Source organism: Microbacterium sp. CFBP9034, from assembly GCF_034045255.1.
In the GTDB taxonomy this organism is placed as follows: Bacteria; Actinomycetota; Actinomycetes; order Actinomycetales; family Microbacteriaceae; genus Microbacterium.
Map to the genome: position 1 here is coordinate 303,950 of NZ_JAXCWC010000002.1, position 20,567 is coordinate 324,516.

Annotated in this window: 5 protein-coding genes; all 5 read left to right on the top strand. The window is 67.4% G+C overall.

All coding sequences use genetic code 11. The features are described from left to right. The first annotated feature begins 58 nt into the window (after window positions 1-58). The 5 genes from fusA (at window position 59) to SOM19_RS12665 (ending at window position 20,221) form a co-directional block, all read left to right on the top strand. Window positions 59-2,173 carry an elongation factor G gene (fusA, locus tag SOM19_RS12645; protein WP_320486961.1) on the top strand — a complete coding sequence of 705 codons (2,115 nt, stop codon included), beginning with the start codon at window positions 59-61 and terminating at the stop codon, window positions 2,171-2,173. 157 nt (window positions 2,174-2,330) lie between these two features. Then, on the top strand, window positions 2,331-3,524 hold the full coding sequence (gene tuf / locus SOM19_RS12650) for an elongation factor Tu (protein WP_320486962.1): 1,194 nt from the start codon (window positions 2,331-2,333) through the stop codon (window positions 3,522-3,524). Window positions 3,525-3,680: 156 nt separating this feature from the next. Continuing rightward, window positions 3,681-3,896: an Rv0909 family putative TA system antitoxin gene (locus SOM19_RS12655; RefSeq protein WP_320486963.1), complete on the top strand. Its 216-nt coding sequence runs from the start codon at window positions 3,681-3,683 to the stop codon at window positions 3,894-3,896. Window positions 3,897-4,239: 343 nt separating this feature from the next. Next, window positions 4,240-13,149, top strand: coding sequence for a VWA domain-containing protein (locus SOM19_RS12660; RefSeq protein ID WP_320486964.1), 8,910 nt, complete (start codon window positions 4,240-4,242; stop codon window positions 13,147-13,149). A 421-nt stretch (window positions 13,150-13,570) separates the two neighbouring features. Further along, entirely contained in the window at window positions 13,571-20,221 is a 6,651-nt protein-coding gene (locus tag SOM19_RS12665) for an LPXTG cell wall anchor domain-containing protein (protein ID WP_320486965.1), read from the top strand. The last annotated feature ends 346 nt before the right edge of the window (window positions 20,222-20,567 follow it).

Sequence of the window (20,567 nt, forward strand, 5' to 3'; positions counted from 1 at the left end):
TTCCTGGGCCTGTCGATCGGCCAACGACATCCCGACAGAAACGTAAGGAAGACACCCCGTGGCACAAGACGTGCTCACCGACCTGACCAAGGTCCGCAACATCGGCATCATGGCGCACATCGATGCCGGCAAGACGACGACGACCGAGCGCATCCTGTTCTACACGGGAACCAACCACAAGATCGGCGAGACGCACGACGGCGCCTCGACCACCGACTGGATGGAGCAGGAGCAGGAGCGTGGCATCACGATCACCTCTGCTGCTGTGACGTGCTTCTGGGACAAGAACCAGATCAACATCATCGACACCCCCGGTCACGTCGACTTCACCGTCGAGGTCGAGCGCTCGCTCCGCGTCCTCGACGGCGCCGTCGCCGTCTTCGACGGCAAGGAGGGCGTCGAGCCCCAGTCCGAGACCGTGTGGCGTCAGGCCGACAAGTACGACGTCCCCCGCATCTGCTTCGTCAACAAGATGGACAAGCTCGGCGCGGACTTCTACTTCACGGTCGACACGATCGTCAACAAGCTGAAGGCCAAGCCGCTCGTCATCCAGTTGCCCATCGGCGCGGAGAACGACTTCGTCGGCGTCATCGACCTCGTCGAGATGCGCGCCCTCGTGTGGGCCGGCGACGCCAAGGGCGACGTGACCATGGGCGCCAAGTACGAGATCCAGGAGATCCCGGCCGACATGGCCGACAAGGCCGCCGAGTACCGCGAGATCCTTCTGGAGACGGTCGCCGAGACCGACGAAGAGCTCCTCGAGAAGCACTTCGGCGGCGAAGAGCTCACGGTCGCCGAGATCAAGGCTGCGATCCGCAAGCTCACGGTCAACTCGGAGATCTACCCCGTGCTGTGCGGCTCGGCGTTCAAGAACCGCGGCGTGCAGCCGATGCTCGACGCGGTCGTGGACTACCTTCCCTCGCCGCTCGACGTGCCCGCCATCGAGGCGCACGACCCGAAGAACGAAGAGATCGTCATCGAGCGCCACGCCGACCGTGACGAGCCCTTCACGGCTCTCGCGTTCAAGATCGTGACGCACCCGTTCTTCGGTCGCCTCACCTACATCCGCGTGTACTCCGGTCACCTGGACTCCGGCGGACAGGTCGTCAACTCGACGAAGTCCAAGAAGGAGCGCATCGGGAAGATCTTCCAGATGTACGCCAACAAGGAGAACCCGGTCGGCTCGGTCACCGCAGGTCACATCTACGCGGTCATCGGCCTCAAGGACACCACCACCGGCGACACGCTGTCCGACAGCGCGAACCAGGTCGTCCTCGAGTCGATGACGTTCCCCGAGCCGGTCATCGAGGTCGCGATCGAGCCCAAGACGAAGGCCGACCAGGAGAAGCTGGGTCTCGCGATCCAGAAGCTCGCCGAGGAGGACCCGACGTTCCGCGTCGAGCAGAACTCGGACACCGGTCAGACCGTCATCAAGGGCATGGGCGAGCTGCACCTCGACATCCTCGTGGACCGCATGAAGCGCGAGTTCAAGGTCGAGGCGAACGTCGGCAAGCCGCAGGTCGCGTACCGCGAGACGATCAAGAAGAACGTCGACCGTCACGACTACACGCACAAGAAGCAGACCGGTGGCTCGGGTCAGTTCGCGAAGATCCAGTTCGCGCTCGAGCCCCTCGAGGTCACGGCCGACAAGACCTACGAGTTCGAGAACAAGGTCACCGGTGGTCGTATCCCGCGCGAGTACATCGCGCCGGTCGACCAGGGCTTCCAGGACGCCATGAACGTCGGCGTGCTCGCCGGCTACCCCATGGTCGGTGTGAAGGCGATCCTCCTGGACGGCGCGTCGCACGACGTCGACTCGTCCGAGATGGCGTTCAAGATCGCCGGCTCCATGGGCTTCAAGGAGGCCGTCCGCAAGGCGAACCCCGTCATCCTCGAGCCGCTCATGTCGGTCGAGGTGCGTACTCCTGAGGAGTACATGGGCGACGTCATCGGCGACCTGAACTCGCGTCGCGGTCAGATCCAGTCGATGGAGGATGCCCAGGGCGTCAAGGTCGTCCGGGCTCTGGTGCCGCTGTCGGAGATGTTCGGCTACATCGGCGACCTCCGCTCCAAGACCTCGGGCCGTGCCGTCTACTCCATGGAGTTCGACAGCTACGCCGAGGTTCCCCGCAACGTCGCGGACGAGATCGTCCAGAAGACCAAGGGCGAGTAGCCCTGATGGATGCCGCGACTGCGGTCGCGGCATCCATCACCTCACAACTTCACAGACTCGCATTACCTCTCTCCACTAAAGTGGAACCAATCCCCGTAGAGACCCGGTCGCAAACCAGTGCCCGGCGTATCTACATGAACGTCCTGAGGAGGACCCAGTGGCTAAGGCCAAGTTCGAGCGGACCAAGCCGCACGTAAACATCGGAACGATCGGTCACGTCGACCACGGCAAGACCACGCTGACCGCTGCCATCTCGAAGGTGCTCGCCGACAAGTACCCGTCGGCCACCAACGTGCAGCGTGACTTCGCGTCGATCGACTCCGCTCCCGAGGAGCGCCAGCGCGGCATCACGATCAACATCTCGCACGTCGAGTACGAGACGCCGAAGCGCCACTACGCGCACGTCGACGCCCCGGGTCACGCCGACTACATCAAGAACATGATCACCGGTGCGGCTCAGATGGACGGCGCGATCCTCGTGGTCGCCGCCACCGACGGCCCGATGGCTCAGACGCGTGAGCACGTGCTGCTCGCCAAGCAGGTCGGCGTGCCGTACCTGCTGGTCGCGCTGAACAAGAGCGACATGGTCGACGACGAGGAGATCCTGGAGCTCGTCGAGCTCGAGGTCCGCGAGCTGCTCTCCAGCCAGGACTTCGACGGCGACAACGCTCCGGTCGTCCGCGTCTCGGGCCTCAAGGCGCTCGAGGGCGACGCCGAGTGGACCGAGAAGATCGTCGAGCTCATGGAGGCCGTCGACGCCTCGATCCCCGACCCGGTGCGTGACAAGGACAAGCCGTTCCTCATGCCCATCGAGGATGTCTTCACGATCACCGGCCGTGGCACGGTCGTCACGGGCCGCGCCGAGCGCGGTACCCTCGCGATCAACTCCGAGGTCGAGATCGTGGGTCTGCGCCCGACGCAGAAGACGATCGTCACCGGCATCGAGATGTTCCACAAGCAGCTCGACGAGGCCTGGGCCGGCGAGAACTGTGGTCTGCTCCTGCGCGGCACCAAGCGTGACGACGTCGAGCGCGGCCAGGTCGTCGTCAAGCCGGGTTCGGTCACGCCCCACACCAACTTCGAGGGCACGGCGTACATCCTGTCCAAGGAGGAGGGTGGCCGTCACAACCCGTTCTTCACGAACTACCGCCCGCAGTTCTACTTCCGCACCACCGACGTCACCGGCGTCATCTCGCTGCCCGAGGGCACCGAGATGGTCATGCCCGGCGACACCACCGACATGACCGTTGAGCTGATCCAGCCCATCGCCATGGAAGAGGGCCTCGGCTACGCGATCCGTGAGGGTGGCCGCACCGTCGGCGCCGGCACGGTCACGAAGATCCTGAAGTAAGACACTTCTGAGCGGATGCCGCGGCATCCGCACCGACAAGGGGTCGGGCCTTCGGGCCCGGCCCCTTCGTCGTTCCCGCGAGCGGTTGACGGATGCCTCGCGATGCCCCTTGAATGGTCCCGAGCCGCCCCGGGTGCGGGCGCGAAGGAGCGTGTGATGGGTATCGACGACCTGGTCAATCAGGGCAAGGAATTCCTCGAGCAGAACAAGGACAAGATCGACGACGCCGTGAAGTCCGAACAGGCGGAGGGCGTGAGCGACAGTGTCCTCGACGCGGCCGCGGAGTTCGTGAAGAAGGTCGCTCCCGACAGCGTGGACCAGCACGTCGACGGGGCGCGCGACCACATCGACAAGGCGGTCGGCAACGAGTAGCAGCACCGTCCAGAAGCGGCCCGGGCATGCTCCGGGCCGCTTCGTCGTTCGTGGCCGCTGAGTGCCGACCCTGCACCCGGGGGAACGGAGCACTTGACGTAGCCTGTGCGCGCGGCTACGTTCTGCGTGGGGCTATGTGCGGTCCGATGCAAGCTGGGGAGTGAGCATCGGTTGGGAATGCACATGCTTTGGGGGCCCCGAAAGAACTCTGGGTCCCCTCGTTGCATGATTCAGCGAAGTTGGGGAAATGTCTGGGATGTCTGGGGACCCTGGAAAGTACGATTCGGCACGCGCAGGACTGCGCCGCACGCTGCGGCAGGAGCGTTCTCGCGACAGCAGGATCATGATGCGGCACCGCTGGTACGTCGGCGGAGTCGCGGCCATGCTGGCGGGCGCGCTGGTGTTCACGGGCGTCACGCCCGCGGTCGCCGACGTCGTCACACCGGCTCCGGCCGTCGAGACTCCCGCGGCGGAGACTCCCGCGGAGGAGACTCCCACCGAGGAGGCGCCGGCCGAGGAGACCCCCGCGGAGGAGACTCCGGCCGAGGAGGCGCCCGCCGAGGAGACCCCCGCGGAGGAGACTCCCGCGGAGGAGACTCCCGCGGAGGAGGTCCCCGCGGAGGAGGCTCCCGCGGAGGAGACCCCTGCCCCGTCCGAGACGAAGTCGACCTCCGGCGGCAAGCAGGCGGCACGGCAGGCGGCCATCGCGCCGCTCTCGATCCCCGACCCCTCGCCGGTTCCCGCCGGGAGCACCACCCTTCGGGTGCAGAAATACGGCGCCCGCACGGCGGCCGGCGTCCCGCAGCCGCTCGCCGGGGCGACGTTCGCGGCGTACGCCTCGACGCGCGGCGGCGCACGAACCGGTTCCCCGGCGGCCACCTGTGTGACCGACGCAGCCGGACAGTGCGAGCTGATCGTGCCGAACCGCACCGGCGGCACCAACGCGAACACCAACGGCTACTGGGTCTACGAAACGGCTGCGCCCGCCGGATGGGACCCGGTAGGGAACCTCGGCCTCGGCGACTATGCGTCGGGCAAGACGTCGACGGCATACTCCGTGTTCACCAACGGTGTCAGCGGAAACACGACGATCCACCTCATGCCTGAGGACGCGACGGCGTACGTGGGCGGCGGAACCAGCTCGACCACCAAGACGGCGCACAACGGCTTCGCGAACATCCGCGAGAACCCGGTCTTCCCGGCGAGTTGCGGGCTGAGCATCGCCATCGTCTTCGACACGTCGACGTCGATCAATTCCACCGAGATGTCGGACATGAAGAGCGCCGCGCTGAACTTCGTCGGAGGCGCCGGCCTCGGCGGCACCCCCTCGCAGGTCGCGCTCTACCGCTTCGGCACCACCGCGTCGAAGATGCTCAACCTGACGTCGATCGCTGCGAGCCAGACCGCGGTGAACAACTCGATCAACTCCCTTCCGAGCAGCGGTGACGGGTTCACCAACTGGGACGACGCGATGCGCAAGGTCGCCTTCAACGGCACCGAGGCCTACGACGTCGTCCTGTTCCTCACCGACGGCGACCCGACGGTGAGCGGCACGGGTGGCGCCAACGAGGAGACGGACATCGGCTTCCGCAACCTCGAGGAGGGCATCTTCTCCGCGAATGCCGTCAAGAGCATGAACGGACCTGCGGGCTCCCGCACCAAGGTGGTCGCGGTCGGCATCGGTCTCGCCGCCAACTCGGATCTGAACCTCCGGGCCATCTCCGGCCCCGTCGCCAACGAGGACTTCTACACCACCAACTTCGCCGGCCTCTCCGCCAAGCTGCACGACATCGCTCTCGCGAACTGCGGCGGCTCGGTCACCATCGTGAAGAAGACGGTCGACGCGAACGGCACGACGATCGACAACCTCGCCGGCGGGTGGACCTTCACGGGTTCCACCGCCGGTGCGTGGATCAAGCGCCAGGGTCAGTCCAACGTCAGCTCGCTCGCCCTCGTCACGCCGGCGAGCGGCACCAACGAGGGTGCGGTCAACTTCCCGATCGATCTCTCCGGCGTCACGTCGCGCACCTTCAGCGTGACGGAGACCGTGCTGAGCGGGTTCACGCCCGACAGCGTCACGTGCACCGGCGCCCAGGCGACCGGCACGGCCGCCAGCTTCTCGGTCAACGTCACCCAGAACGCCATCATCAGCTGCACGGTCGTCAACAAGCAGACGGCCGGCAAGCTCACGCTGGTGAAGCAGGTCGACAACGGCAACACCGGCGCCACCACGGCAGCGACCGCATGGACCCTGTCCGCCGCCGGTCCCACCGCGGGCGTCTCCGGCGCCACCGGATCCGCCGCCGTCACCAACAAGACGGTCCTCACGGGCGAGTACACGCTCTCGGAGACCGGCCCCGCCGGCTACACGGCGAGCGCCTGGACGTGCACCGGCGGAACCGTGACGGCCGGCAAGGTGACGGTCGCCAAGGACGCCAACGTCGTCTGCACGATCAAGAACACGGCCATCGACCCGAAGATCACGCTCAAGAAGACGGTCGACAACGGCCAGACGGGTGGCGCTGCGCAGCCCACCGCGTGGACGCTGACGGCCGGCCCGAACTCGGGCAGCCAGACGTCCGGCGTCACGGGCACGATGGGCCAGGCCGCGGTGACCGCGAAGGTCGTCAAGGTCGGCCAGTACAACCTCTCCGAGTCCGGTGGTCCGAGCGGGTATACGACGAACGGCATATGGACGTGCGCGAACACGGGAGTCGGCTCGTTCTCGAGCACCTCGACGTCAGCGACGCTGAGCCCGGGCAACGACGTCACGTGCACGATCGTGAACACCGCCGTCGCGCCCAAGCTGACACTCAAGAAGAACGTCGACAACAAGGGCGGGATCGGCACGCACGGGGCCACCGAGTGGACGCTGACCGCCGGCGGCGCTGCGGGCTGGTCCGGCACGGCCACGGGTACCGCGGCAACGGCCTCCACGGCCAAGCAGACGGTCAAGGCGAACACCGAGTACTCCCTCTCCGAGTCGGGCCCGGCGGGCTACGACGCGAGCAGCTGGACGTGCGACTCGAACATCACCGTGTCCGCCGGCAAGATCACCCTGCCGCTGGGCGCCGACGTGACCTGCCAGATCACCAACACGGTCAAGACCGCCAAGGTGACGCTCGTCAAGAAGTGGGTGGGCGCCATCCAGGGTGATCAGGCCACGATCACGGCCGGTTCCACGAGCGACACCTCGGTCGCGAACGGCACGCCGGAGTTCATCGACACCGCCAACCAGGTGTCCGTGACGGTCGCGCAGGGCTCGACGGTCACGCTCACCGAGGCGCTCGCCGGCGGCAACGCCGGAACCTACGGCACGACCTTCGCGTGCACGAGCGGTTCCGTGACCGGCAGCGGCAAGAGCTACACGCTGACCGTGCCGGCGACCGACATCACCTGCACGTACACGAACACCGCCAACACCGTCACGGTCTCCCTCACGAAGAACTGGGCCTCCGATGCGTTCGCCGGTGACACCGCTGCACTGACGATCACGCGCGGCGCATCGTCTCTCGCGTCGGCCACGGCCACGGCTCCGGCCTCGCAGACGATCAACGCCACCGTGCGGGTCGGCGACGTGGTGAACCTCGCCGAGGCTCTCGGCGGCTCGAACACCGGTTCGTACAGCACGAGCTGGACGTGCACCGGCGCCACAGCGCCGGGCGCGAACGCGCTCACGACGGGCAACGTCATCGTTCCCGCGGGCGGCCTGAGCTGCACTGTGACCAACACGCCCAAGAAGATCAGCGTGCGGGTGGACAAGCAGTGGGTCGATGCGTTCGTCGGTGACGATGCCTCGCTCACTGTCAACGGCACCTCGGCGGCCTCCGACGCCGGCGCGGCGAACGAGACCGACACAAGCGTCGTCGTGAAGCAGGTCCGGATCGGCGACCAGGTCGTCGTGTCCGAGACCCTGCCGGGCGCGAACAAGGGTCGCTATGACTCTCAGTACGCCTGCGGCACGGCGGGCCTCGCCACCGGCACCGAGATCCCCTCGTTCAAGGCCACGGCTGATGTGACGTGCGTGTTCAAGAACACCGCACGCACCCACGTGATCACGCTGCAGAAGCAGTGGGTCAACGGCATCCAGGGCGACAAGGCCACCCTCGCCATCAACGGCGGTGCGGGCGTCGTCAGCACGGCCAACGGCAACGCGGGCTCGTGGCTCGACACCGTCAACAAGGCCACCGCCAGCGTGCGGGTCGGCGACTCGGTGCTCCTCGCCGAGACGCTGTCGGCGCTGAGCGGGAGCGAATACAGCTGGAGCAGCTCCTGCACCCCGACCGTCGCCACGACGCCGGGTCAGGACAAGAGCTTCACCCTCTCGATGCCTGACGCCGATGTGGTCTGCACGATCACCAACTCGAACATCCGCGGCAAGATCACGCTCGAGAAGACCGTGGTGAACGACAACGGCGGCACGGCCGCCGACACGGCGTGGACGCTCAACGCGGCCGGCATCGTGTCGATCAGCGGGGCCGAGGGCGCGGCCGACGTCACGAACAAGTTCGTGCCGACCGGCAGCTACAACCTGTCCGAGACGAACGGTCCTTCCGGCTACATGCTGACGGGCCTCGTCTGCACGGGCGGCACGCTGACCCCGGCATCCGGTCAGAACCCGGCGTCCGTCACGGTCGCCGCCGGTGCCGACGTGGTCTGCACGTTCACCAACAACGACGTCGCACCGAAGCTCACGCTGAAGAAGAACGTCGTCAACGCCAACGGCGGCACGAGCGCCGCCACCGACTGGGATCTGTTCGCATCGGGCGGCGGAACTCCGTGGAACCCGAACACGACGGGTGGAGCGGCGACCTCGGTCACCGCAACGCAGACCGTCACTGCTGGCGTTCCATACACGCTCAGCGAGACCGGACCCGACGGGTACCAGGCCAGCGGCTGGACGTGTGACGCGGCAGGCGTCGTCAACGCCGGCATCGTCACCCTCGGCCTCGGCCAGAACGTGACGTGCGAGATCACCAACACCGCGATCCCGGCGACGGGCGAACACGTCAAGACTGTCAAGAGCATCTCGCAGGGCACCGGCGGAACGTGGACGATCGTCTACGAGATCGAGGTCGTCAACACCTCGCTGGCCTCGACGCTGACCTACGACCTCGCCGACCAGCTGCAGTTCGGCGCCGGCATCGACGTGCAGAGCGCGTCGTGGGTCGGACCGGGCGGCGGCGCAGCGACGGGCTTCACCGACACCGCCACATGGTCGACGACTCTCGCGACCGGCGCGACGCTGCCGCAGAACGCGGAGGGCGACGCCAGCCACGTCTACACCGTCACGGTCGAGGCGACCATCGACGCGTTCCCCGGCGACTCGGCCACGTGGCAGGACTGCGCGACCCCGCTCGGTTCGGACCAGGGCGGATTCCTCAACGAGTCCGCGCTGACGATCGGTCGCTCGACCGTCGAGGCGTACGCCTGCGACGAGCCGGAGTTCCCGAGTGTCATCAAGACCGCGCTGACGCCCACGCAGGACATGGGCACCGGCGACTGGACGGTGTCCTACAAGATCGACGTCACCACCACGGGTGATGCGGAGGCAGGAGACCCGGCGGTGCAGACCGTCGTGGCCGAGAACCTCCCGTCCGCCCCCGCCGGCTGGACGCTGGTCGGCGGCGAGTGGGCGCTGACGAATGGCGCGGGAACGCCGGAGCTCGAGCTGCGGCTGGCGCCGGGCGCCCACGAGATCTTCTCGGGTGCGATCCCCGCCGGAAGCAACTACTCGTACTGGGTGACGGGTCGGCTCACGCCGGCCGCCGACGCCGATCCGATCCCTCCCTGCGAGCAGGAGGGCGGCCTGATCAACGGCGTCATCGTCTCGTCGGGCGAGGCATCCGAGGATGCGTACGCCTGTGCTGAGATCGATGTCCCGACGGTCTCCGTCGAGAAGGACGCGCAGTCCGTCTCGCAGAACGCGGACGGTACGTGGACCGTCACGTACCTCGTCTCGGTCACGAACGACAGCAGCGAGCTCGTGGCGATCTACGACCTCGAGGACGCTCCGCGGTTCGGCTCCGACGCGACGGCGGATGCCGTCCGGTGGGCGCCGTCCAACGCGGCCGGCGAGTTCGAACAGGGCGACCTGACGGACACGACCCCGCTCGCGAACGACAAGCCGCTCCTGCCGCACGTCGGCGACGAAGGAGTGGACTACTACATCGTGCAGGTGGCGGTGACCGTCGACCCCGAGGCCTGGACTGCGGGGGATGACGACATCCTCTCGCTGCCCTGCCCTCGCGGCTGGGAGCAGAACGACTCTGCCGACGGCGGTCTTCTGAACGCGGCGACGGCCACGGCCGGCGGCGAGTCCGACACCGACCACGGCTGCACCGAGCCCAATCTGCCGACGATCGACAAGACCGCCGGCGGAGCCGTCCAGCAGGACGACCCGTCCCGGTGGGCTGTGACCTTCAACCTGACGGTCACCGGTCAGGGCACCGACACCTACTACGACCTGGCCGACGTGCCGGACTTCGTCGAGGGCGTCGACCTGATCTCGGGCTCGGCGACGCGCGACGGAGGCGACCCCGTGATCGTGCCGCTCCCGGTCGACGGCGAGGACGCCGTGCCCTTCGCTGAGGGCATCGCCCTCGGCGGCTCCGAGGTGCATGAGTGGGTCGTCACGTGGATCGTGGACGTACCAGGACGCATCCTGCCTCCTGAGCTGCGCGAATGCACCGAGCAGGGCGGCGGGTTCGACAACCAGGCGCTGCTGACGGTCGGCGGCGTGACTCAGACGTCGGATGCCTGCATCCCGGTCGAGGACAAGGTCTACCCCGACATGGCCAAGAAGGTCGTGGCACTCTCCCGCGACGCGGCGACGAGGATCTGGGAGATCACCTACCAGATCGACGTCACGCTCAGCGACAGCGAGGACCTGGACGGTGAGGGCAACTCGCTCAACCCGAAGAACCTCGCGTCGGAGTACGACCTCCTCGAGCAGTTCCAGTTCGGCGGCATCGATGTGCTCGACGCCGCATGGTCTGGTCACGACTCGGGTGACTTCGCGGACGGCGCCACCATGGCGACGCTGGCGGATGACGAGGCCATCGCCGCGGGTGCGACCCACACCTACAACGTGGTCGTGCACGCCCGGATCGACAGGGCCGACATCGAAGGCCGGACGATCGGCTGCCAGACGTTCGGGGAGGGCGGCGATGTCGGGTTCTTCAACCGGGCGACGCTGAGCTTCGACGAGGATCTGCCGCCCGTCGTGCGTGACGCGTGCACCCCGCCGGTCTACCCGACCATGGAGAAGACGCCGGGCACCGTCACGCAGGATCCGGAGACGGGACTGCAGCGCGTCGAGTACTTCGTGACGGTGGTGTCGCCGACTCCGGTCGACGGTCAGCCCGTGACGAACGTCATCTACGCGCTCAAGGAGTCGCCTGATGCGCTCCCGGCGGGCGTGAGCCTCGTGGGTCAGTGGCACGCGGAGAAGGTCGGGGCCGACACCCCCGAGCCGTCCGCGTCGACCTGGAACGGCATCGGCGACTGGAACCTCCAGGGCATCGCCGGATTCTCGGCGGCCGATCGCCTCGCAGGAAAGCTCGTGCACGTCTACCGCGTGTGGGCCGACGTGCAGGTCTCGTCGATCCCGGAGGAGCAGCCCGATGCCTGTGACGAAGGAGATTCCGACGGCATCGCGCTGTGGAACACGGTGGCGCTCAGCATCGGCGAGCAGTCGATCGAGGACGAAGCGTGCGTCTACGTCGACTACGACGACGTCAGCCTCGAGAAGACCTCGGTGCTGCCCGCCGAGCAGGATTCGGTGGAGCCCGGTGACGAGTTCGACTACGTCCTGACCGTGACCAACAACGGCACGCGGGAAGCGACGAACGTACGGGTGACCGACGACACGATCAACGACCGCCTCGAGATCCTCTCGGTCTCGGTGCCGGGCTTCACCTTCACGGGTGCGGGCTACACCGGGAACGACGTGGATCTCACGATCAACGAGCCGCTCGCGGTCGATGGCGAGGCGACCGTGACGATCCGAGTCAGGTTCCTGCCGGCCGAGACGCCCGCCACGCCGCCGCTCCTCGAGGGCGACAGCGAGCCGGAGTTCGCCGATCCGCTCGAGGCGCTCGAGAACACCGCGTGCGTCGACGCCGACCTCGACAGCGTCGCAGAGAACAACTGCGACGACGAGACGATCGAGACGCGCGACATCACGGCCACCGTCTACACGCGCTGCGTGAACGACGCGCCGCTGCTCGGATGGATCATCAAGAAGTCCGAGACGCTCCGCGACGAGCCGGTGAGCTTCGTGTGGACTCCCGACGGCGCCCTGCCGACGACCGTCCCCGCGAACGTGCAGATGTCGCAGCCGGCCGGTGAGCTGGAGTGGTCGGACCTGATCCCGTGGCCCGGTGCTGCCTTCAGCCCGTCGGGTGTCAGCATCGACTACCCGGGATGGCGGGCGCTCGAGGCGAGCGACTACGCGCCCGGCGGTGGCTACTACATGCCCGGAACGACCGATGTGATGACGCCTGGCCAAGTCCAGAACAACATCTTCAACGGTCTGATCCTGGATGACAGCGAGCTCGACTACGCCTGGCGTGGTGCGTCGACGGTGGTCTTCAGCGTCAACCCCGAGCTGACGTTCTCGACCTCGTACCCGGCGGCGACCCCCGAGTGCTTCGTCGCACGTCACACCGAGCTCGAGGTCCAGAAGACCGCGAGCGTCGAGAAGACGGAGCCCGGCAAGTCGTTCACGTACTCCATCGAGGTGGCGAACGTGAGCGAGGACTCGGCTGCCGACGGCGTGGTCGTGACCGACCCGATCCCCGGTGACATCAAGGTCTCGAGCATCACGTGGCCCGGCAAGGGCGACGTCGACACGTTCCCGAACTGGACGACGTGCGATGTGACGGGCGAGGATGCCGCCGGCTACGGCGGGACGCTCACCTGTGAGCTCCAGGGACCGCTGCAGCCGCTGAACTCCGACAACGGCGGGGCGACGTCGGCTCCGACGCTCGTGCTGGCGGCCACGGTCGACCCGACGTCGACGGCCAGCGTCATCACCAACACGGCGGTCGTGGACTACCACACGTTCGACGATCCGGAGGACACCGGCCGCGACACGGACGACGCGACGGTGCTGCTGTCGGGTCTGCCGGCGACCGGAGGCGGTCCGACGCTGCCGCTGGTGATGCTCAGCTTCCTCGCCCTGCTGGCCGGCGTGACGACGGTCGTCGTGATGCGCCGCCGACGCGGGGAGCCGAAGCCGACCATCTGATCGTGAAAGAGGGCGGGTTCCCCGAGGGGGACCCGCCCTCTTTCCGTTGTCCGGACGTCACTTCCGCCTCGCATGGATGTCTCCCGCGGCCCCCGCAGCGCCCGAGGATGCCGCACCGCCGCGCCGGCCGATATCTGTCCGGTACTTGACGGCACCGGTTCTCGGGCTTACCTTTCTCCTGGGAACACGTGTCGGCCCCGTCTCTTGGGGAACTATCTGAACCGGCGTCGACGCGTGCTGGGAGGGGCTCCGACTTGGGGCACCCTACGTCATTACGACAAGGGTGAAGTCAATGGATGGTCGTACTTTCGCGCGCGCTTCAAAATCTGGGGAACTGCGTCGAAGCATTCGGAACGAACGTGATCGCGAGCGGAAGATCGCGCTCCAGCGGCGATGGCACGTCGGTGCGCTGTCCGCTGTCGTGGCAGCCGCGCTGGTCTTCTCGGGCATGTCGCCCGCTGTCGCCGATGACTCGGTGACGGCGGAGACGACCGCCGAGGAGACCGCGGCTCCGGCAGAGGAGACGGCGCCCGCGGAGGAGCCTGCGGCTCCCGCGGAAGAGCCGGCCGCTCCCGCCGAGGAGCCTGCGGCTCCCGCGGAAGAGCCGGCCGCTCCCGCCGAGGAGCCCGCGGCTCCCGCCGAAGAGCCGGCCGCTCCCGCTGAGGAGGAGGCCGCTCCCGCGGAGGAGGCATCCGTCGATGCACCCGCTGCCCGCGTGGCGGCACCGGAGGAGTCCGAGGCGGTCGTGGCACTCGCCGCGGTCTGCGCCGGCCTCAACGGCGGCTTCGAAATCGACGGCAACTATGTGCCGGGCGACTGCGGAGGCAACAAGGACTGGACGAACGTCGCCTACAGCTCACAGACGCAGGGTGGAACGTACAACACGGCCAACAAGGACGACTCCGACCCGATCGCCTGGGACAAGTCGGGCAGCACGCCGCCCAAGGGCGACTTCGAGCGCGTGTACTCCTATGCCCAGACGATCGGCGCGAACTACTACCTCAACTTCGGGTGGGAGCGCAATCAGGAGGCCGGGACAGGCGGATACCTGATCGAGGTCACGAACGCAGGAACGAGGTTCGGGCCGGACGGGGCGCCGCAGCCCATCCGCACGCAGGGTGGCGTCCTCTTCGTCATCACGACGCAGGGAGGTGCGGCACCGGTTCTCCGTGCAACGTGCGTCTACACCAGCATCGCCGACTACCCGGGCACCTGCACGCCGTACAACGGCGGCGGCGGCTTCATCAGCGCCGTCAGCAACGAGGTGCTCACCAACCCCTTCGGCGAGCAGGTGCTGGCAGGAGAGTTCTTCGAGGTCGGCATGAACGTCACACAGCTGACCGGTGGTGTCGTCAAGCCCGGCTGCCCCGCCCCCTCGGCCGCGACGGCGTACATCCGCAGCTTCACGGGCAACATCGACAGCACGTCGAAGAACCTCAAGGGGTTCGTCGACCCGCTCACGCTCACCCCGCCGTCGACCTGTGTTCCGCTCACCGCCACCAAGACGGCCACGCCGTCGTACGTCCGCGACTATGACTGGAGCATCGACAAGTCGGTCGCGCAGTCCAGCGCCAAGGTGCGCCCGGGTCAGAACGCGACATTCGACTACACCGTCACCGTCACGCCCCTCGCACCTCAGGACACGGGCCACAAGGTCACCGGTGTCATCACTGTGACGAACACGAACCCCGTCGATGTCACGGTCACCTCGGTGACGGACTCGATTCCGGGTGCGACCTGTGTCATCAACGGGCTCGCGACGCCTGTCGTCCCGAAGAACGGCGGAACGGCGAACATCGCCTACACCTGCACGCTTCCGTCGGGCACGGCAGGAACGAACACCGCCACGGTCAACTGGGGCGACACGGCCATTCCGGCCGGATCCACGCAGGCCACTGCGGGCTTCACCTTCGCGGGCCTGGCGCCGTCGGCGACGACGGATGCCTCGGTCACTGTGTCCGACACAGCCGCGGCGTTCAACGGACCGAAGACGGTCACGAAGCTCGACGGTCCCACGGTCTTCACGTACTCGCGCAGCCTCGGGTCCGACGTCGCCGCCGGCGAGTGCAAGACGTACGACAACACGGCGTCGATCGCCGCGACGACCGACCAGGGCAAGCTCTCTGACAGCGTGCAGGTGCAGGTCTGCACCGGCGCCGATCTCACCGTTCAGAAGAACGTCATGCTGAGCCTGACCCGCACGTACGCGTGGGACATCGAGAAGAGCGTCGACGACACCGTCCGCACCGTGGACGAGAACGGCGAGGCGACCTTCGACTACACCGTCAAGGTCACCCCCCGCACACCGACTGACTCGAACTGGGTCATGAGCGGTCAGATCACCGTTCAGAACCCGAACGACTGGGCTGTCGCCGCCACCGTCACCGACCTCCCGTCGTTCGCCGGGGTGGAATGCACCGTCGCCGGCGGAATCGCCGCGTCGATCCCCGCGAACTCCTCGAAGGTGTTCGACTACACCTGCACGTTCTCCGGCACCGGCCCCTTCATCAGCGGGACCAACAAGGCGACCGTCACGTGGGACGCGAATGCGGCGTACAGCCCGACCGGCAGCGCCGAGAGCACCGTCGCGATCTCCGCGGCGACGTGGAACACGACACCGGTCAACGCCACGATCACCGTGATCGACGACAAGACCGACCCGGCGAACCCCGTCACCCTCGGCACGGCGAACTGGGCCGACGGCCCGAAGACGTTCACCTACTCGGTGACGATCGACGGAACGCCCGGTGAGTGCGTGGATTACACGAACACGGCCACGATCTACGAGACCGGTCAGGACGACGAGGTCACCGTCACCGTCTGCGACTACGCCGACCTGACCGTGTCCAAGACGGCCAACCCGACCTTCGACCGCCGGTACGCGTTCACGATCGACAAGAGCGCCGAAGAGACCGAGCTCGTCATCGACGCGGAGACCGGCACGGCCACCGCGAACTACACGGTGACGGTGACCGACGGTGCGGCGACGGACAGCAACTTCAAGGTCTCGGGCGTCATCACGGTGACCAACCCGAACGCCGTGGATGTGCCGCTCGACACCCTCACCGACAAGATCGGCGACACCTCGTGCGCGCTGGTGCTGCCGGCCGACCTCGAGGTCCCGGCGGACGGGACGCTCACGGTCAACTACACCTGCACGCTTCCCAACGCGACATCCTCGACGTCCGGCACCAACGTGGCGAGCGTCACGTGGGACGAGGAGGAGCTGCTCGGGACCAGCGGCACCGCATCGGGCTCTAAGGCGTTCTCCTTCGCGAACGCCGTCATCACGGATCTGAACGCCAAGACGATCACGGTGCTCGACGACAAGACGAACCCCGGTTCGGAGGTGGAGTTGGGTGAGCACACCTGGACCGCCAACGGCGCGACGGAGGACTTCGAGTACTCGCTCGAACTCGACGGCACGCCGGGCGAATGCGTGGAGTACACCAACACCGCGTGGATCGAGCAGACGGACCAGTCCGCCGAAGAGACCGTCGAGGTGTGCGCCTACCAGGATCTGACGGTGAGCAAGACGGCTGTCGGAGCGTTCGATCGCGACTACGACTGGAGCATCACGAAGGACGTCGACCAGGACGCCACGACGATCGTTCCCGGCGGTTCGTCGGCCTTCGAGTACACCGTGACCGCGACGCCGACGGCGGCGCAGGATTCGAACTTCACGGTCACGGGCAGCATCACGGTCACCAACCCGAACGACATCGACATCACGATCACGCTGGTGGACGTGCTGCCCGGTGGGGACTGCGACATCAGCGGCATCGGGGATCTCACGATCGAAGGCGGGTCGACGAGTGTCTTCCCATACGAGTGCACGCTGGCGCAGGCAACGGCGTCCACGTCGGTGACCAACGAGGTCGACATCGCCTGGAACGCGAACCTGCTGCCGGGATCCTCCGGCGAGGCCGACGCTGCGGCGACGGTGAACTTCGCGCAGGTGACTCCGGTGACGACGGATGCCACCGCCACGGTGTCCGACACGGCCGATGAGTTCGGCGATCCCGTCGTTCTCAACGCGGCCGACGGCGCCAAGGTGTTCACCTACACGCGTGACCTGTCGACCGCCGCGGGCGACTGCACGACCTACCCGAACACCGCGACGGTGACCCCGTCGTTCGAGTCGGCGAAGTCGGACTCGGCGTCGGTCGAGGTCTGCTCTCCGACGATCCTCAAGGTCAAGGAGTCGGCCGTTCAGTCGGCTGATCCCGACGTGTGGAACGTCTCGTACCTCATCACCGTCAAGCTGACCGACGGTGAGCGCGAGTACGACCTCGGCGACGACCCGGCGTTCGCACCGGGCGTGGACATCCTGTCGGGCACGGCGCAGCGCATCGAGCCGACGACCGGAACCCTGATCGAGGACATTCCGCAGGACGGCACGCCGTTCGTCACCGACGTGATCGGCGGCGAGGGCAACACGGAGCACGTGTACCGCGTCACCTGGCAGGTGCGCGTCCCCGTCCAGATCCCCGCCGACGAGCGGGAGTGCGAGGGCGCCGACACCGGATTCTTCAACACCGGAATCCTCACCGTCGGCGACGTGGTCCAGACCAGCAGCGACTGCATGCCGATCGCGGAGAAGGTCTACCCGGTCGTGCGCAAGACCGTCAGCGGCCTGTCGCGCGACGCCGCCACCAAGGAGTGGACCATCGAGTACACCCTCGAGGTGGAGCTCGCCGGCCTCGGTGCCGGCAACCCGGAGGGCCTGTCGAGCAAGTACAACCTCTCCGACACGCTGGACTACGGCGTCATCGAGGTCGTCGATGCCATGTGGAGCGGCCAGGGTCAGACGGATGTGCCGTTCGACGTCGACGGCGGCGTATGGTCCGCCGACATCGCGACGGGCAAGGCCATCGCGGCCGGCGCGATCCACACCTACGTGGTGACCGTCGTCGCGACGCTGGATGCGACCGACCTCCGCACGCGGACCGTCGGGTGCACCCGGGTCGGCGAGACGAGCGGACTCGGCTTCTTCAACAAGGCCGAACTCTCGTTCACCGATGACATCGCTCCTCAGGTCGTGGAGGCCTGTGCCCCGCCGGTCTACGCCGACGTGGACAAGGTGGCCACCGGGACGACCGTCGATCCGGAGACGGGCCTGCAGCGCGTCTCGTACGTCGTCGCGGTCACGGCGCCTGGCGCAGCGGCCACAGGTCCGGTCGCGAACGTCCTCTACTCGTTGATCGAGCGCCCCGACGAGCTGCCTGACAACGTGGAGCTCGTCGGCACCTGGCACGCAGAGCCGTTCAACGTCGACGCGCCTGCTGTCACGCAGGCGACGTGGGATGGCACAGGCGATTGGATCCTGAAGGATCTGGGTGTGTTCTCCTCGGCCGATCGCTCGGCCGGGAAGCTCGTCCACCTCTTCCGGGTCTGGGCCGACGTCCAAGTCACCGCGACGGCTGCCGAGGCGCCTGAACCCTGCACGGACGAGGAGACCGAGGGCATCGCGCTCTGGAACACGGTCGCCCTCGTGTACGGCGAGCAGGAGCTGGAGGCTCGCGACTGCAACGTGGTCAACTACGACGACGTCTCGGTCGTGAAGACGGCGACGAACCTGCCGGAGGCCCCGGAGGGCGAGGAGCCCTCGGTCGAGGTCGGCGACACGTTCGACTACGTGCTGACCGTCACGAACACCGGGACCCGGCCCGCAGAGGACGTCGTCGTGACCGACCCGGTCCCGGCGCGGCTCGAGGTCACGGGCATCTCGCTGCCGGCCGGATGGGTCAACGACAACGACCCCGCCCTGGTCGACGGCGACAACGTCGTGAGCGTCAGCATCCCGTCGTTGGCTGTCGGCGAGTCCGTCGAGATCGTGATCAGCGTCGAGTTCCTCGCCCCTGAGTATGTGGAGGGCGCGGAGGAACCGCCGACGGCGATCGACGAACTCGTCAACGAGGCGTGCGTGGAGGCGCTCCTCGACGAGGACCCCGACAACAACTGCTCGGAGATCGAGATCCCGGTCCGCGAGATCACGGCGGTCGTCTACACGTCGTGCGTGGGTGACGCTCCGCTGCTCGGCTGGTCGATCTCCAAGTCCGGCACGCTGCTGGACGACCCGATCGAGTTCGTGTGGACGCCCGACCCCATCGAGGGCGTCAGCCCGGTGCCGGCGAACGTCACGATCACCCACCCGGGTGGCACGGCGACGTGGAGCGATCTGATCGAATGGCCGGGATCGGCGTTCACGCCGTCCGGCGTCTCGATCGACTACCCCGGCTGGCGGCAGATCGTCGCGAGCGACATCGTGCGCGGATCGATCCCGACGCAGTACTACCTGCCAGGGACGACCGACATCATGACGCTCGAACAGCAGCGGGAGTTCGTCTTCAACGGGCTGATCCTCGACCCGAGCGAGCTGGACTACTCGTGGCGCCTCGGTTCGACGGTGACCTTCACCGTCAACCCGACGCTCGTGTTCGAGCTCGAGTACCCGCCGGCCTCGCCCGAGTGCTTCGTCGCTCGCCACAGCGAGGTGCAGATCGAGAAGACGGCGAGTGTCGAGAAGACCGAGCCGGGCGCCTCGTTCACCTATGACCTCGCGGTCGAGAACGTGAGCGACGACTCGGCCGCGGAGGCGGTCGTCGTGACGGACGAGATCCCGGCCGACATCAAGATCACGGATGTCTCGTGGCCTGGTGAGGATGACGACGCGGTGTTCCCGAACTGGGAGACCTGCGACGTGTCCGGTCAGGACAGCGGCGGCTACGGCGGAGTCCTGGAGTGCGTACTGTTCGGACCGCTTCAGCCGACCGGGCTGGAAGGTGCCGTGAGCGCGGCCCCGACCATCACGCTGGCGGCGACCGTGAGCCCGTCGTCGAAGTCCTCGGTCATCACCAACGTGGCGGTCGTCGATTACCACACCTTCGGTGACCCCGACGACCCGGGCCGCGATTCGGACGACGCGACGGTGACGCTGTCGCAGCTGCCGGCCACCGGTGGCGGTGAGTCGTGGCCGCTGGCGGTCTTCGGCCTCCTGGCCCTGATCGCAGGAGCGACCACGCTGCTCATCGTCCGCCGCCGCCGCGGTGAGGTGAAGCCGACGCTCTGATCGTGAGGGAGGGCGGGTTGCCCCCAAGACCCGCCCTCTCCCACCTCGCCGACATCAGGCGACGCTGAGGCCCCACGCCCTTCCGGGCGCGGGGCCTCAGCGCTGTGCCCGGTCCGCCGACGGCGCGTCGGCCTGTCGATTTTTCGGATGGCGCCGCACCTGGTAGCTTGCACACACGACGGTTCGCCGTCGTCCGCCCGCTTTCCCGAAGCGCCGGCGGTTCGGTCGCGTGATACCCGCACGCTGGGAGACCGTACATGCCCTCCGGGGCTACGGGTTCGACGCTCTGCGTCGAGGGAGTACGGCACGCCTCGCGCGTGCCGCTGGGAGTACGGCGCGCGGGAGC

Bases quoted from the DNA above. Each gene is read 5' to 3' on its own strand.
- SOM19_RS12655 (WP_320486963.1), top strand. From the start codon at position 3,681: ATGGGTATCGACGACCTGGTCAATCAGGGCAAGGAATTCCTCGAGCAG.
- SOM19_RS12660 (WP_320486964.1), top strand. From the start codon at position 4,240: ATGATGCGGCACCGCTGGTACGTCGGCGGAGTCGCGGCCATGCTGGCG.